The sequence below is a fragment of the Citrobacter sp. TBCP-5362 genome (assembly GCF_005406305.1).
In the GTDB taxonomy this organism is placed as follows: Bacteria; Pseudomonadota; Gammaproteobacteria; order Enterobacterales; family Enterobacteriaceae; genus Citrobacter_B; species Citrobacter_B koseri.
The window spans coordinates 1,759,030-1,774,537 of sequence record NZ_CP040234.1 but is presented as its reverse complement, the minus strand read 5'-3'; the positions used below and the strand labels follow the sequence as shown (position 1 = coordinate 1,774,537).

Sequence of the window (15,508 nt, the reverse complement as noted above, 5' to 3'; positions counted from 1 at the left end):
CATTGCTAGATTTGTACCGCTATTCCCGATAGCACGGCTCTGATGCTACACTCCTTGCAAGTCTCATTTCTCCATCGAATACTTTTATGACCTCTGCTGATTTCAAACGCCCTAAACTTGAACTCCCTGACGGGGCAGACAAACTTCTGCTGCACTCATGCTGCGCTCCATGTTCCGGTGAAGTGATGGAGGCGATCCAAGCCTCGGGAATCGATTACACCATCTTCTTCTACAACCCGAACATTCATCCTCAGAAAGAGTATTTGATTCGTAAGGATGAGAATATTCGCTTTGCTGAACAGCACAGCGTACCGTTTATCGACGCAGATTACGACACGGACAACTGGTTTGAGCGCGCCAAAGGTATGGAATGGGAGCCAGAGCGTGGCATCCGCTGCACCATGTGTTTTGACATGCGTTTTGAGCGGACTGCGCTGTACGCCGCTGAAAATGGTTTCAGCGTGATCAGCAGTTCGCTGGGCATTTCGCGCTGGAAGAATATGCAGCAAATCAACGACTGCGGACAGCGAGCCGCCGCGCATTATCCGGGCATGGTGTACTGGGATTATAACTGGCGCAAGCAGGGCGGTTCGTCCCGCATGATTGAAATCAGTAAACGCGAGCAGTTCTATCAGCAGGAGTACTGCGGCTGCGTTTATTCACTGCGTGACAGCAACCTGCACCGCAAATCCCATGGCCGTCCTCTTATCAAAATCGGTCAGCTTTACTACGGTAAAGAAGAAGGGCAGGACTGATTTAATTTCATGTCTTCAGGGACATGGCAGCGCTTCTGTATACTGAAAATCACCGTAACCTACAGGCCATCAATGCTAGCAATTGCACGCTAATTTCGAGACTAACAGTGATTTTTGTAGTCATTAAATGGCTGAAAATAATGCTTCATTCTTTGACTAGGACGTCCGCTTTTCGCTCACAGCGGACCTTCGCCCCAGTTATCTCGTCCGCTTAGCGCCAGGAGGGGACATAGCTAACGCAACGGCGTACTAATCAGCGGAGTGCAGGTCAGTGCCATAAGAAATAGATATTAGACAAAGATACTGCCGCTTGTTTGTATGTTACAAATATGTAATCAACTTTTTTTTGGAAAAGTCTTGTTCACTATCAAAACTGACGATCTCTCCCATCCAGCAGTGCAAGCGTTAGTGGCCTATCATATTTCCGGCATGCTGGAGCAGTCCCCACCAGAAAGCAGCCATGCTTTAGATATTCGAAAACTGCGTGACCCAGCTGTGATATTTTGGTCAGCATGGGAAGGGGTACAACTCGCAGGAATTGGCGCGCTGAAAATACTGGATGATGAACATGGTGAGCTGAAATCAATGCGTACCGCGCCAAATTTTTTGCGTCGTGGCGTAGCGAATCAGCTTTTACAGCATATCTTGCAGGTTGCGCATATCAAAGGCCTACGACGTTTAAGTTTAGAAACCGGGACACAGCCAGGGTTTTCCGCTTGCCATCAACTTTATATCAAGCACGGTTTCGTTAACTGCGAGCCGTTTGCTGATTATCAGTCTGATCCAAATAGCCGTTTTATGACATTATTTTTATGTGAGAAAGATAAATTGTCATGACTAATGCAGAGAGAATGGTGCCATATTAGTTCAAAAAAATTCTGCTCCTTGCTCACTGTAGACGTGACGACCACTCAGCCCAGCCGCTGCGTGCCTGGAGGGGAAGTTGTATACTTTATACGTGCGCCAGTCAAAGTTGATCATTCAGGTGTGAATGATAAAGTTGTTAACTCCTCTCTCTAAAAAGGTGATTAAATCTAATGCATCATATCTCTTCTGTCAGTCTCAATTATCGCGGTCTCCAGCATACAGACTGGCCATTTTTTTGGCATTAAATCAGGATCGCCATGTGATGCATTTTATTAGTGATTCACGTACTGATGACGAGATTAGAACCCAGTCTTTTGAAAGCCGTCTACAGCCCTGGCATAAAGGCAGTGAACACTGGTTATGTATGATAATAAGTCGAAAGGATACAGATATACCAATTGGTGTAACTGGCTTTATTAATCGTGGTGAGGGCATCGCGGAAGTGGGGTTTATCCTAGCATCAGAATTTCACGGCAAAGGTTTTGGTACAGAATCGTTAAAAGATATTGCCCGCTTTGCTTTCGATGAGCATGGGTATCGTAAGCTCACTGCTACGGTAACAGCTGGCAACAATGCATCGCGGAGAATATTGCATAAAGTCGGGTTTCAGCAGGAGGGAACTCTAAGAAAAAACTATTTCCTGCATGGTTGCTGGCATGATGATTGGGTATTTGGATTGTTGAGAGAAGAATTTAGTTACTGAAAAATGAAACGGCAAAACATGCCCAATTCTGGAAATGTTGCAGCGAGGTTCTACACATACATTCATTTCAGAATGGCATTTGAGTCAACCGACATATATGTTGTACCAGGGGCATAGTCAATGCCCGCTTCTCGCTCATAGTAGACCTTCGCACTTGTCCGCTAAGTGCCAAGAGCGGATATTGCTTATATCGCGATATGCCGGTTTACGGGCAGAATGTCAGTCATATTCGGGGAACCAAAATTCGTGACATGAATTTTATCAATTATTCATATTGTTAAAAATTTTATTTTTTGAGATTATCCCAGAAATGGGCAAAGTTTTTTTCATCAATTGACTTAATCTTAGATTTTCTATCTTTTATTTTTTTAATTTTCTCCTCCACCTCTTCGGGAGTAATACTTATATTACCTTTAATCTCCATTATCTCTGAAAATCCATACATATAGTCATCAACTCGTTCCTCTTCTTTAATTCCTCGTAGTACCTCAGGGTGAATTTTCTCCGGAAAGTTAATATATTCATTAATTTGGACTATTAAAATTTCAATTTTTTCATCTGAGTCATATTCTTCTGCGATTTCATTTGCGCCTTCTTTTTTTGCTTTCTCGATAATCTTCTTGATTATAACTTTTACTAAATCATATGTAGCATTTCCAATAACACCGCTTAACGCAGCAACACCGATAAATATCAACCACTGTTCTGGTTGTATCAATGATGCAAAACAGTTAACCTTACCGTTTGATTTAACTTGCTCTTCAAAAAATTGTCTATACCTAACCCCCATTTCATACGTATGCTCCGAGCGTTCAAGTACAGCTTCATAATCATCAGGACAAGCCTCCCCACAAAAATGACATTTCTCGCCTACGTACAACTCTGCACACTTAAAACATAATTTTATTGGACTGTTCAATCTAAAACTCCTGTCAATGTCTTTTTGAAGGGCTGCGCCCACATTTTTCAAAACTAAAAACATAGATGAATATCATATAACCTCATAATCTATATGCAAAATAAAAATCACAACAATATATTGATTCGTGTCAGCATAATATGAATAACCATGGCATTTGAAGAAAAATAGTCAACATAGCTCATAACATGAGAATATTACGACGAGGGTAAGACTTATGCATAAGCCAGACAGCTCAGCCGCAGCTAAACTTCCGTTCCTCGCTCATAGCAGACTATTCACTTACATCAGACTGTGTTGCGTCAAAACAGACGCTACGATTAACCATTTTCTGCCTCTGACGATCTTAATCGGCTCATAATTCGGGCCGATTAAGATACATGATTACACCGTCGGGATGGTGCCGCCATCTATCACATATTCTGTGCCGGTGATGGCGGCAGCATGAGACGACGCGAGGAAAGCAATGAGCTTCGCCACCTCAATGGGCTTTGACGGACGACCAAGAGGAATACCCCCGAGTGCATTCATGATGATTTGCTTACCGCCTTCGTAATCCGTTCCCGCCTGCTTCGCCAGTCGCTCTGCCATCGCTACCGAAGCTTCGGTTTCGATCCAGCCGGGCGCAACACGAACCACACGAACCCCCTTCGGGGATACCTCTTTCGACAGGCTCTTGCTGTACGCCGACAGCGCAGCTTTTGCCGCCGCATAACCGGTGGTCGATTCCGGTAACGGCAGTTCACGCTGGATAGAGGTGACGTGAATGATAACCCCACTGCCCTGTGCCAGCATCCCTGGCAACAGCGCACGATCTAAGCGTACCGCTGGCAGCAGATTAAGGTTGAGTTCCTGCTGCCACTCCGTTTCGCCCAGTGCTGCAAAGCCACCACCAGGTGAGGTAGAACCGCCCGCAACATGGATGATGACGTCGACACCTCCCAGATGCTTCTGAACGGCTTCAGCTACTGAAGCACACCCGTTGACCGTGGTCAGGTCCGCCGCCACAAAGGCGTCGGCGATACATTCTGTGGGCGTATGACGCGCGGTGGTTAACACCCTGGCACCCAGTTGCTTTAATAATCCAACGACCGCTTTGCCGACGCCTTTGGTGCCGGCAGTAACCAGTATGCGTTTGTCCTGAAAATCAAGATCTAACGACATCAGATAATCTCCAGTGTATTGATCTTGCCGCCGACCAGGCCGAAAGCATGTTTAAGCACTATCGGGCTGCCAGGAAAATTACCGACGACGTTTGAGGTGACCGTCACCCGGTGACCTTCGGTGAGGAACTGAACCGGCTCAACGCTGTAGTCAAACGCGGCCTGTGCGGCACGTTGCCATGCCTCGATCGCTGCGTGTCCCTTATGCGTTTTACCTTCGTCTGTCACGACAGCATCGGCGGTAAAACAGTGCTTAACGTTGGCAATATCTGCTCCGTTGCTGATCGCAAAATAGTCAGAAATAGCGTGCGGTAGGGCTAATGACATGGCGCTTTACTCCCGTTGTTTACAGTACAGGAATTTTCAACATAGACTGTGAAATTGACAAGTACGCACGAAAAAGTGAGCAACTGAATTATGAGTAAGTTATACACTCCAGAATCTGCCGCAAGCGGCGTGGAGCATGTGCTGCGAATGCTGGAAGGTCGCTGGAAATTAATTATTCTTTTTCATCTGTTCGATGGAAAGGTACAGCGCTATTCCGATTTTGAAAAACTGATCCCGGGTATTTCACAGAAGATGCTGGCTCAGCAACTGCGACAACTGGAAGCCGACGGCATCGTATCACGCACGGTGTACCCTCAGGTGCCTCCGAAAGTGGAATATCGCCTGACCGAGTGGGGGCAAGAACTGTGCCCGGCCCTTGATGCGATGCTGAAATGGGCGGAAAAACGCGAGGATTAGTTGTCATCGGGGCCTTTTTGCCGTGAGCGAAAATCACTGATATCTGGTTTTCGCTCAAATCGGACATGGTTATGCAGAGCCTCTTGTCCGGCGTACACCGGGGGCAATGACGATATATTTGGATGGGTTACATCTGGAATGACGTGCAAATACCTGCGTACCATTCCCGTAGTATTAAACTGCCTGAGTCATCACCGATTTAAACTGCGCATGCCACATGTCGTAAAATTTTCCCCGACGGCTTATCAGCGCAGTGAAGTCCCCATTTTCGATGACCTCTCCAGCAGACATCACGATAATCCTGTCGAACTCTTTTATATTACCGAGCCTGTGCGTCACTGCGATCACGGTTGTGTTCAGGGCAAGAATATCATTAAACAGCCGGTGCTCAGTTTCAGGATCGAGTGATGAAGAGAACTCATCAAAAATAAACAGATTGGCCTTTCGGTATAGCGCCCGTGCAATCGCGAGCCGCTGCCACTGCCCTATGGAGAGTTCATCGCCGCCGAACTGCTTGCCCAGCCGGGTGTGCTGGTCATACGGAAATCCTACCTTTTTCAGCAATTCATCAATCGCTGACGACGGGGCTTCTGCATCATAATTATTCAGGGCAATGTTTTCGCCCACCGTGAACTCGTATTTTCCGTAATCCTGAAACACGGTGGCTATCTGGTTCCGGTAACTTTCAATATCCAACCTGTCGAGCGGCACGCCTGACACAGACACCGCCCCCTCACTGAAGGCGTACATGCGCAGGATCATTTTAATCAGAGTTGTTTTTCCGCTGCCGTTCTCACCGAGAATAGCGACCTTTTCACCGGGGGCAATTTCAAGGTTAACCCCATTCAGGGCTGGATGATTACGCCCCTCATACTGAAACCGAAGTTTGTGAATGCTGAGGGCAAAAGGTGTTTCGGCGGGTAAGGTAAGGTGCCCGTTTTTCACCGGTTCAATCTTATCCGTCATAAACGCATGGTAGCGGGTGAAAAAACTGCTCATGCTGACGAGATTCGAACCATAATTGGCTATCTCGTCGAGGTGCGATTTCATCATCACAATGGACTGAAACACCATCACCAGCGCGCTCACGGCAATATCACTGGTGCGTAAGTTGTTTAAAAAAAGAGTTACCCCGACGAACAGCATAGTCAGGCTCAGCATCATGGCCGGCACAGGCGTGATTAGCGCGCGGATGCGCTGTTTGTGCATGCGATTATAGGTATTGCTAGCGGACGCATTGAATTTAGTCAGCAGATATTTACCAAGACCGTAAAGCCGGATCTCCTGCAAAAAACTCTTGTCCATACTGACGCCATATACGTAGCGCATCGCAATTGCATCTTTAGACGTGAAGAATAAATCCCGCACGTATCTCTGCTGGATACGCATATTGATGGCAATCATCGGTATGGCGGAAAGCGCGCAAATGGCCGCCCCTGCTCCTGAATAGTTGATCAGAACCAGCAGCAGACTGCCGGCCATGACGATTGCCCGGATAACGTAAATGATACAGATGATGAAATTAAGCGGTCGATACGCCGCTTCTTTTTTCAAATATTCCAGTTGCTCGTAACGCTCCTTATTATCAAACAGGCTCAGGGAAAAGGAGTCGTTCATACGGCACATAATCTTAGCGCTGAAGTGATTGGTCGAAATCTCCGTGACATCCCCCTGAACAAGATTGACCAGGGGCTGCATAAGCTGCATGCCAAGGAGTGAAACACACCAGACCGCAACGCTCAGCATCAGATCGCCGTCGGTGGTTTGCACTGCATGCAGCGTGTTGATTATTTGGCCGGTCATAAAGATGTTGAGGGCCGGTATCAGCCCCTGAAGCAACACAACGACGATAAGTGCGGTAATACGAAGTGGGCATGACGCAAAGACGTACCTGATAGCCAGTAGCACTGACGACCTCCCTTGTTGCAGTAGCCATAGATCGTGTGAGTCGCAGATCATGATAGATGAGAATGGCACTCAATTGCATTAATGGAATGTAACAGTGAACTGGGTTGTGAAGTAGACGTTCTCTCCCATCTCTGGCCATCGGCCAAATGCAATCGCGACTTCCCCTCCCCCAACGGCCCCCTGGTCTGATGGACATTTATCACCCAAACTTAAGCCAAAGACATGGTCTGCGTGGGCATTGTGCTTTACACTGCGCGCTGTAAAAACTGAGTAGATAAACGATTAACCAGGCGGTAAGGCGATGAACGGAACAATCACAACGTGGTTTAAAGATAAAGGTTTTGGATTTATCAAAGATGAAAACGGTGATAATCGCTATTTTCATGTGATTAAGGTTGCCAACCCTGAGCTGATTAAGAAAGACGCGGCGGTGATTTTTGAACCCACCACCAATAACAAAGGCTTGTCCGCTTATGCTGTGAAAGTCATCCCGGAAAGCAAATACATCTATATCGCGGGCGAGCGCCTGAAGCTCACGTCGATCAAGTCTTATCTGGTTTACAGCGAAGAAGTGCCAGCCGATACCCGAATTGATAAAGAAAACGCGGTGCTGTCTGTGGGCGTGCTGATGAGTAGTATCAGACCCAAATCAGCCGCAAAGCCCGGTGAAATGCGCTCGCTGAGAAAACTGGCAATCACCACCTTCCAGGGAACGACGTTAATCTTCTCAGAAGATGAGATAGACATAGAGGCCACGGTGAAACTGCTCAAGTAATTCATCTGAATCCCGTGCCGGAATACTGCGCCAGTTATAAACAGAATTCCGGCTCGCGTGCGCCAGGTACAGACGCAAAAATTACGGGTATAATCACATACATTATTCAACGGTTTCAGAAACGAAGATGACAAAACTCACCTTACAAGAGCAGATGCTAAAAGCGGGATTAGTAACCAGTAAAAAAATGGCCAAAGTCCAGAGAACGGCTAAAAAATCACGAGTTCAGGCGCGTGAAGCAAGAGAGGCTGTGGAAGAAAATAAAAAAGCGCAACTTGAGCGTGATAAACAGCTAAGCGAGCAACAAAAACAAGCGGCTTTATCTAAAGAATATAAAGCGCAGGTGAAGCAACTTATTGAAATGAATAGAATCAGCATTTCAAAAGGCGATATTGGTTTTAACTTCACAGATAATAACTTAATTAAAAAAATAGATGTGGATAAGGCGACGCAAGCCCAGTTGATTAATGGTCGCCTCGCCATTGCGCGTTTGGTTGTTGATAACGGTGGGGAATGTGAATACGCGATTATCCCCGCAAGCGTAGCCGATAAAATTGCACAGCGAGATGCTAACAGTATCGTCCTAAATAGTGCGCTTAGTCAGGAAGAGCAGGACGAAGAAGATCCGTATGCTGATTTTAAAGTGCCTGATGATTTGATGTGGTAATCAACGTTTGTCGTTCAGCGTCCGGCGTGCCGGGCACTGAAAGAACTGAATGCCGATGACGGAAAGCAAAAAGCCCGCTAAAAAGCGGGCTTTTCTAAATTTGGCTCCTCTGACTGGACTCGAACCAGTGACATACGGATTAACAGTCCGCCGTTCTACCGACTGAACTACAGAGGAATCGTGTGAACGGGGCGCATATTAACGACGCCCACGAGCATTGTCAAAGCCTGAATGCACAAACACGTTCGTTTGCCGAAATATTCTTCATTTCGTTGGAGATTCAGGCTGAACGGGCGATTTTATGCGCTCAGGACGCGGGTATTTCCATAGCCAACGACCGCTGACCATACGCCAGTAAAACAGTGCGGCGCGCACCGCCCAGTCAAAGAACATCCCCAGCCAGACCCCGACAACGCCCCAGCCAAGCACGATCCCCAGCGTATAACCCGCAACCACGCGGCAGCCCCACATCCCCAGCATCGAAACCCACATTGCAAAACGTGCGTCCCGCGCCCCTTTAAACCCTGAGGGCAACACCCAGGACGCAGACCAAATCGGCATAAACGCCGCGTTCAGCCAAATCAGAACCACGACAACATCTTTTACATCCTGATCGTGGGTATAAAACGAGGCCATCAGTCCCGCAAACGGCGCGCTCAACCATGCAATCGCGGTCAGTCCAATGGTAGATAGCCAAAACACATGACGAAGCTGAATCTCTGCCTGGGAAATCTGACCATTCCCCAGCCGTCGGCCAGTGATGATTGTCGATGCAGAACCCAGCGCGTTTCCGGGCAGGTTGATCAGCGCGGCAATTGAAAAAGCGATGAAGTTACCGGCAATAACGCTGGTCCCCATTCCCGCTACGAACATCTGCGTTAACAATTTCCCACCGTTGAACAAAACAGATTCGATACTCGCAGGGATACCAATCCCCATCACTTCCCAGATAATGGTGAAGTTCAGCGGCTTAAAATAGCTCTTCAACGTAATGCGCAATGCCGGGTTAAAACCAATCATCAACACCCAGATAATGGCGACGGCTCCGATATAGCGAGAGATGGTCAGCCCGAGTCCCGCCCCGACAAAACCCAGCCCCTGCCAGGAAAAAACGCCATAAATCAGGACGCTGCTGATCATGATGTTAAGAATATTCATACCGCCATTGATCAACAGCGGAATTTTGGTATTTCCGGCTCCACGCAATGCGCCGCTGCCAATCAGGGCGATGGCCGCAGCGGGATAGCTGATCACCGTCAGTTCCAGGTATGTCAGCGCCAGAGCCTTCACCTCGGAAGACGCCTCCCCGGCCACGACATCAATAATCTGTTCGCCAAAATAGTGAATAACCGCCGCCAGCACGATGGCAAAAAGCGTCATGATCACCAGTGACTGTCTCGCGGCAGCCCTGGCGCGACGACGATCGCGTTTTCCCAGGCTAAACGCCACAACCACGGTCGTCCCCAGATCGATAGCAGCAAAAAACGCCATAATGACCATGTTGAAGCTATCGGCAAGCCCTACCCCGGCCATCGCCTCTTTACCCAACCAACTGACCAGAAAGGTGCTCAGCACCCCCATTAGCAGTACGCAGGTATTTTCCAGAAAGATAGGCACGGCAAGCGGGGTGATTTCACGCCAGAAAAGAACCTTATAACTCTTACGTTTGGCATACCAGGGCGTACGAGAGACGGCCTGGCGTAAGGCTGCGGAGACGTTCAAAGTGGACCTTAATGAAGAAAGTTGAAACCTCATTTCAAATAATGAGGGAGAATCCAAAAAGCTGCAAAGTTTTTTCCCTGTAAAATGTCTGCAATTGCAACAAACTGTTGAGAGAAGCAGCAATTGAACCGCCACCAGGGAAATGTGGTTTGACAAAAGATTTTTCGCCGCTAAGATAAGCCTCCACAACGATTCCTCTGTAGTTCAGTCGGTAGAACGGCGGACTGTTAATCCGTATGTCACTGGTTCGAGTCCAGTCAGAGGAGCCAGATTTTAGTCTCGAGATATCTCAGTGAGTCTTGAGGCGTTTTAAAAGCAGTAGTTAAATTGAACCGGTTGTCCTGATAAGGATTGCCGGTTTTTTGACGCCTGTCGTTTTTGGACAACCCCACAGACCTCTCCAGCCCCCTTCCCACTTGTTCTCATTTGTCTACTTTTTTTCTTTATGAAATATGTTATGTTATAACATATCCATTATAATGTAATGCCAACCTATGAAACTTAAGCCTTCTTTGATAGCTCTCGCAGTAGCAGTAAATACTTCGCCTCTGGCCTATGCAGCAGATGAAACCATCGTCGTCACCGGCGGTGACGTATCCGACTATTCCGCCGAATCCGACTCGGCACGTCTTTCATCCGGTTCAGCCTCACGTCTCGGTCTGACCGATAAGCAAACGCCACGCCATACTGAAACCATCAGCGCCAGAACCATTATGGCTAAGGGCAAACGCACGCTCACCGAAGTCGTTGAGACCGCCCCGGGCATGTCCGGCACCAGCTCACCTACGCTCTCAAACAGCGTTTCACTGCGCGGCTTCTCCGGCGTTTCCTGGCTGCTAAACGGCGTGGCCGTACCCGGTAGCACCATTCAAATCGCCGACCCGGTTCATTATGAAAACGTGGACATCCTGTATGGCACAGGCTCCGTTTTAAACGGTCTGAGTTCTGCCGGTGGCAGCGTCAACCTGATATCACGTAAAGCAACCTTTGGTCGACAGCCAGTAGAAGCTGACTATAGCTGGTCAAGCTATAACAGCCATCGCGCCCACATCGGCGCGGGCGGTACGCTTGTTGAGGGTATAGCTGCTGGCCGCGTGGATGTAAGCACATCAAATACCGGCACTCAGGTTGATAAAGATCGCAGTCGCCCGAAGCGCATCAGCGCACAGATCCTGCTGACGCCGACCGATAACACACAGGTTACTTTTGACATCGATCGTAGCTTAACGGATATGCGCAATCCCTATTTCGGGACGCCTGTCATCAACGGCAACGTTGATCGCGACTTGCGCCATGTAAACTACAACAACATTCAGGATGCGCATATCCGCAGCCAGGCAACCTCATTCCAGTCAACCCAGTCCTGGTATGCAACGCCTGATGTAACCTTTGATAACCAGTTCTATTATTACAAAGGATTCCGCGAATGGCAGAACGTTGAACGCTATTACCCGTCAAACAAAGCGGGCTATGTTACCCGTGATTCTTATGGCGATCTTGCTCATGATGACAAGCTGACGGGCAACCGTACAATGGTCACCTGGGATCACCCGATTGCATCATTCGCCAACCGCGTGACTGCGGGTGTCGATTTTTCAAAACGCGAATTCCAGTACTATTCTAACGGCTTCCCGGGGGGCGAAGAGGTTCTGCTGACCAACCCCGCCTCCAATGACTTTCGCACCGGTGCGGGTGGCAAGATGCGCTCACCTGTTCGTCACATCACTCAGAACCAGTATGCCTTGCTGCTGGAAGACAATCTGAATATCACTGATGCTGTCGCCCTGTTAAGCCAGTTGCGCTATACCAACCTGGACATGCACTGGAATTACCAGCAGGACAATAAAACCATCAATCATAGCTATAGCTTTATGAGCGTTGGTATTGGGCCGAGCTGGGCCATTAACGAAAACTGGACGGTATATGCCAACTATTCCACAGGTAAAGAGCCCGGCAGCGATATCTTCTTTATCAGCCCTGAACAAACGTCCCTGCCACTTACAGAAGTTCAGCAATATGAAGCCGGTGTAAAAGGGACATTCGACCACGGTGAAATGAAGCTGGCCGTTTACGATCTCCAGAAAAAAAATCTTTATCAGCAATCAGCTGTCCAGGCCGGTGTATGGAATGCGGTTGGCAAGCAGACTTCGCGCGGCATTGAGTTCAGCGGATTGATTAAACCGCTGGATAGCGTCACGCTGGCGGGAAATGTGGCTTATACCCATGCGCGCTTTGACAATTTCAAACAAGGTACGCAGGACCTTTCCGGCAATCAGCCGCGCTATATCCCGGAGTGGACGGCTAACCTTTCTGGCCGTTATATGCCGATTAGCAAACTGGGGCTGGGCGCGCAGCTCCACTATGTTGGCAGTAGCTATAACGATGATGCCAACAAAAACAAAATGGGCGATTACACGACTGTCGACCTGAACGCCGATTATGAAGTGATTAAGGATGTTACCGTAGGCACCCGCGTGCGTAACCTGACGGATCGCTTCTACACCTGGCAGCGTACTTATACAGGGCAAGAAATGATTGCGCCAGGTCGAACTTACGAAGCCTATGTCAACATGCGCTTCTGATGAAACGCCTGGCCTCTCTCGCATTGCTGGCAACCTTCGCCAGCTTTGCGCATCCCGTTACGTTACAGAATTGCGGAAGCTCCTGGACGTTTGAGCATGTACCACAGCGGGCAATCGTCTATATGCCGACCGCAATGGAAAACATGCTCGCATTACATCTGGGAGATTCCGTGATCAGTGCTGTCGGTTATCGGCCAGATGAAGATACCGCGCCCTCCCCCTGGTACAAACAGCTAAAAGCACGTCTCGACAGTTCGCCCTGGTCGGGAGAGGCCTTGCTGAGTTCCCGGCCAGATTTTATCTATTCCGGCAGCTACTACTGGTTTAACAGCCCGGAGACCGCCGGTCGTGAAAGGATGGCTGAATGGGGAATTGGAAGCTGGCTCATTGAAGGGATGTGCAATGGCCTGCAAAGTGGGCCTCCTGCGCCTGTAACCTTCGACAGCATCTACGACGAGTTGCGTAATATTGCGCGCATATATGGCGTGGAGCCGCGTGCAGAAGCGCTTATCAATGAACTGAAGCAACAGGTCGCGGCTGACAGCCGCATAAAACTGCCACGCAGAACGCTCATGTGGTGGTATTCCGGTACGGCAACACCTTATGTGGCGGGTGGTTATGGCGCTTCTGAGCTGTTAACCAAAACCATCGGCAGTAAAAACATCTTTGATAACAGTGCTGAACTGTGGCCCGCCATGAGCTGGGAGGTCATTGCCGAACGGGACCCTGACTACCTGATCCTGGGCGATCTGCAAAGGGGGGGAGATGGCGACAGCGCCCGGAGCAAAATCGATTTTCTTGAACGTAATCCCCTCACCGCAGGCATGAAGGCGGTTAGAGCAAAACGTTACATCATTTTACCTGGCTATGACATGGACGCATCTGCGCGTTCAGTTCTGGCCCTTCACCGACTAGTCACACAAATACACGCTAAGGAACAACATGACCTTTCCAGCCCGCGAATTACTGAAAAACTGGGACGAACAACAAAGCGCCTACATCGCTCACCGTGAAGAACGCTATAACGCCGCGCTGGATGTTCTGGCAATGCTATATGGCGAAGAATTCCATGTGGTGGATCTGGCCTGTGGTCCAGGCTCATTCAGCATGCGTCTTCTGAATCGCTTTCCGGCGATAAGAGTAACGGCTATTGACCTCGACCCGCTTCTGCTTACGCTGGCCAAAGAAGCCTTATCTGAATACAGTGACCGTATTCAGTTCTTCAGCGGCGATATTGCAACAGCGGATTGCTTTGCCGCCATGACCGACAAACCGCAGGCCGTTGTTTCCAGCACGGCCATCCACTGGCTGCTGCCGGAACAGCAGGTCGCGCTTTATCGCAACATCTTTAACCTGCTGGATGAACATGGCTTATTCATGAACGCCGATCATCAGCGATTTGATAATCGCAATCCATGCCAGAAACGGATTGCCCAGCTTCATGACGAAGATACGCAGAAAAAAGCCTGGACAGCGGGAGTGCAGGACTGGGATAGCTGGTTTGCATCGGCCACCCGTCATCATGAGCTGGCTGATTTGATGGACGCGCGCACCGCTATCTTTAAAGACCGCCCGACACCGCTGCCCACCACGGTCGAATTCCAGCTCGCTGCTCTGCGCCAGGCGGGTTTTAGCGAAACGGGTACTCTCTGGCAATTCCTGGATGATTATGTGATCGCTGGCTGGAAATAATCATGCTGCGTTCTCCTGTTTTTCGCCTTTCCATGCTGTTTCCGGCCCTGATGCTGGCGTTTTGCATTGCCATTATGTATGGCCCGGTGACCTTTTCCATGAAGGACGTGGCAAATGCCATACTGGCAGGCTACTGGCATAGCGATACAGCGGGAACGCTTCATCAGCGGATCGTATGGTCTCTGCGTATGCCGCGCACCCTGCTTGCTGCGCTGGCGGGTGCCGCATTAGCGCTGGCCGGAACGGTGCTCCAGTCGTTGACACGTAATCCTCTTGCCGACCCCTGGGTGTTGGGGATCTCATCCGGCGCAGGGTTTGGCGCGGTACTGGTCATTGCGCTTGGTCTCAGTGCGGGCTGGGCCGCTGTACCTGCCGGGGCGTTCTGCGGCGCGATGCTGGCTTTCGCACTGGTGCTTTTCATGGCGCGGAAATCGCTATCCGGCCAGTCCAGCCGTTTTATCCTGACCGGCGTCGCCGTGACACAGCTTCTCTCCGCCGCCACATCATTAACCACGCTCTGGAAAACGGATGCAGACACCACGCGAGGGGTGATGTTCTGGCTGCTGGGAAGCTTTGCACAGGCATCCTGGCTTCAGGTACTGCTTTGCGCACTGGTGCTGTTGCCGATATTTCTGCTCTGCTGGTGGCGGGCAATAGAGCTGGATGTGCTCACGTTTGGCAATGTGACGGCGGCATCGCTTGGTGTGGACGTTGGCGCAATCAGGCTCGCCCTGTATTGTTTATTGACCTTATTGACTGCGGTCATTGTGGCATGTTGCGGAGCAATAGGTTTTATTGGGCTGACCGTGCCTCATATCGCCCGCATATTCATTGGTCATCGCCATCGATCGCTGCTGCCGGCATCCATGCTGTGTGGCGCGACTTTTACCGTTCTGGCTGATACGCTTGCCCGAACGCTGTTTGCGCCCCGTGAATTACCCGTCGGCATCCTGACGGCGATGCTCGGGGTTCCGGTATTTCTGTTCCTGATTTCACGGACTTCCCGATAAA

Annotated in this window: 16 protein-coding genes and 2 tRNA genes; 11 read left to right on the top strand and 7 right to left on the bottom strand. The window is 49.4% G+C overall.

All coding sequences use genetic code 11. The features are described 5' to 3' along the window. The first annotated feature begins 86 nt into the window (after positions 1–86). The 3 genes from FD428_RS08535 to FD428_RS08525 all read left to right on the top strand — a co-directional run bounded on the left by FD428_RS08535 (position 87) and on the right by FD428_RS08525 (position 2,325). Entirely contained in the window at positions 87–755 is a 669-nt protein-coding gene (locus FD428_RS08535) for an epoxyqueuosine reductase QueH (protein WP_114848166.1), read from the top strand. Between the two features lie 357 nt (positions 756–1,112). Further along, a complete protein-coding gene (locus FD428_RS08530) occupies positions 1,113–1,592 on the top strand; it encodes a GNAT family N-acetyltransferase (RefSeq protein WP_114848276.1) in 480 nt (159 codons plus the stop codon). 154 nt (positions 1,593–1,746) lie between these two features. Beyond that, complete coding sequence (locus tag FD428_RS08525) at positions 1,747–2,325, top strand: GNAT family N-acetyltransferase (protein WP_309544897.1); 579 nt, start codon at positions 1,747–1,749, stop codon at positions 2,323–2,325. A gap of 286 nt (positions 2,326–2,611) precedes the next feature. Here the strand turns inward: FD428_RS08525 and FD428_RS08520 are convergent, their stop codons facing one another. From FD428_RS08520 to FD428_RS08510, 3 genes are all read right to left on the bottom strand, one after another. Then, on the bottom strand, positions 2,612–3,307 hold the full coding sequence (locus tag FD428_RS08520) for a hypothetical protein (protein WP_114848167.1): 696 nt from the start codon (positions 3,305–3,307) through the stop codon (positions 2,612–2,614). Positions 3,308–3,628: 321 nt separating this feature from the next. Then, entirely contained in the window at positions 3,629–4,408 is a 780-nt protein-coding gene (locus FD428_RS08515) for an SDR family oxidoreductase (protein ID WP_110494092.1), read from the bottom strand. Then, positions 4,408–4,734, bottom strand: a complete 327-nt coding sequence (locus tag FD428_RS08510) for a nuclear transport factor 2 family protein (RefSeq protein WP_047462801.1) — start codon at positions 4,732–4,734, stop codon at positions 4,408–4,410. Before FD428_RS08510 ends, FD428_RS08515 begins: the two co-directional genes overlap by 1 nt. Positions 4,735–4,824: 90 nt before the next feature. Between FD428_RS08510 and FD428_RS08505 the strand changes: the two genes are divergently transcribed. Further along, entirely contained in the window at positions 4,825–5,151 is a 327-nt protein-coding gene (locus FD428_RS08505; RefSeq protein ID WP_110494091.1) for a helix-turn-helix domain-containing protein, read from the top strand. A 174-nt stretch (positions 5,152–5,325) separates the two neighbouring features. Here FD428_RS08505 and FD428_RS08500 read toward each other — a convergent pair whose 3' ends face one another. Then, entirely contained in the window at positions 5,326–7,059 is a 1,734-nt protein-coding gene (locus FD428_RS08500; protein WP_162790481.1) for an ABC transporter ATP-binding protein, read from the bottom strand. Between the two features lie 301 nt (positions 7,060–7,360). On the opposite strand from FD428_RS08500, the gene FD428_RS08495 reads away from it, so the two are divergent. Then, a complete protein-coding gene (locus FD428_RS08495; protein ID WP_047462794.1) occupies positions 7,361–7,834 on the top strand; it encodes a cold-shock protein in 474 nt (157 codons plus the stop codon). Between the two features lie 127 nt (positions 7,835–7,961). Then, on the top strand, positions 7,962–8,501 hold the full coding sequence (locus FD428_RS08490) for a DUF2058 domain-containing protein (protein WP_012131810.1): 540 nt from the start codon (positions 7,962–7,964) through the stop codon (positions 8,499–8,501). Positions 8,502–8,602: 101 nt separating this feature from the next. On the opposite strand, the gene FD428_RS08485 is transcribed toward FD428_RS08490, so the two are convergent. From FD428_RS08485 to FD428_RS21825, 3 genes are all read right to left on the bottom strand, one after another. Continuing rightward, positions 8,603–8,678 (bottom strand) — tRNA-Asn (locus FD428_RS08485). Positions 8,679–8,765: 87 nt separating this feature from the next. After that, entirely contained in the window at positions 8,766–10,256 is a 1,491-nt protein-coding gene (locus FD428_RS08480; protein WP_012131809.1) for an EmmdR/YeeO family multidrug/toxin efflux MATE transporter, read from the bottom strand. A gap of 1 nt (position 10,257) precedes the next feature. Beyond that, entirely contained in the window at positions 10,258–10,410 is a 153-nt protein-coding gene (locus tag FD428_RS21825; RefSeq protein ID WP_153257545.1) for a DUF5951 family protein, read from the bottom strand. A 6-nt stretch (positions 10,411–10,416) separates the two neighbouring features. Between FD428_RS21825 and FD428_RS08475 the strand changes: the two genes are divergently transcribed. The 5 genes from FD428_RS08475 to FD428_RS08455 all read left to right on the top strand — a co-directional run bounded on the left by FD428_RS08475 (position 10,417) and on the right by FD428_RS08455 (position 15,507). Continuing rightward, a tRNA-Asn gene (locus FD428_RS08475) sits at positions 10,417–10,492 on the top strand. 225 nt (positions 10,493–10,717) lie between these two features. Next, positions 10,718–12,805: a TonB-dependent siderophore receptor gene (locus FD428_RS08470; protein WP_110494089.1), complete on the top strand. Its 2,088-nt coding sequence runs from the start codon at positions 10,718–10,720 to the stop codon at positions 12,803–12,805. Then, entirely contained in the window at positions 12,805–13,818 is a 1,014-nt protein-coding gene (locus tag FD428_RS08465; protein WP_110494088.1) for an ABC transporter substrate-binding protein, read from the top strand. Before FD428_RS08470 ends, FD428_RS08465 begins: the two co-directional genes overlap by 1 nt. Continuing rightward, positions 13,748–14,497 (top strand): trans-aconitate 2-methyltransferase, encoded by a 750-nt coding sequence (locus tag FD428_RS08460; RefSeq protein ID WP_110494087.1) that lies wholly within the window; start codon positions 13,748–13,750, stop codon positions 14,495–14,497. The genes FD428_RS08465 and FD428_RS08460 overlap by 71 nt, the downstream gene beginning before the upstream one ends. Positions 14,498–14,529: 32 nt before the next feature. Continuing rightward, positions 14,530–15,507 carry an iron ABC transporter permease gene (locus FD428_RS08455; protein ID WP_172958466.1) on the top strand — a complete coding sequence of 326 codons (978 nt, stop codon included), beginning with the start codon at positions 14,530–14,532 and terminating at the stop codon, positions 15,505–15,507. The last annotated feature ends 1 nt before the right edge of the window (position 15,508 follow it).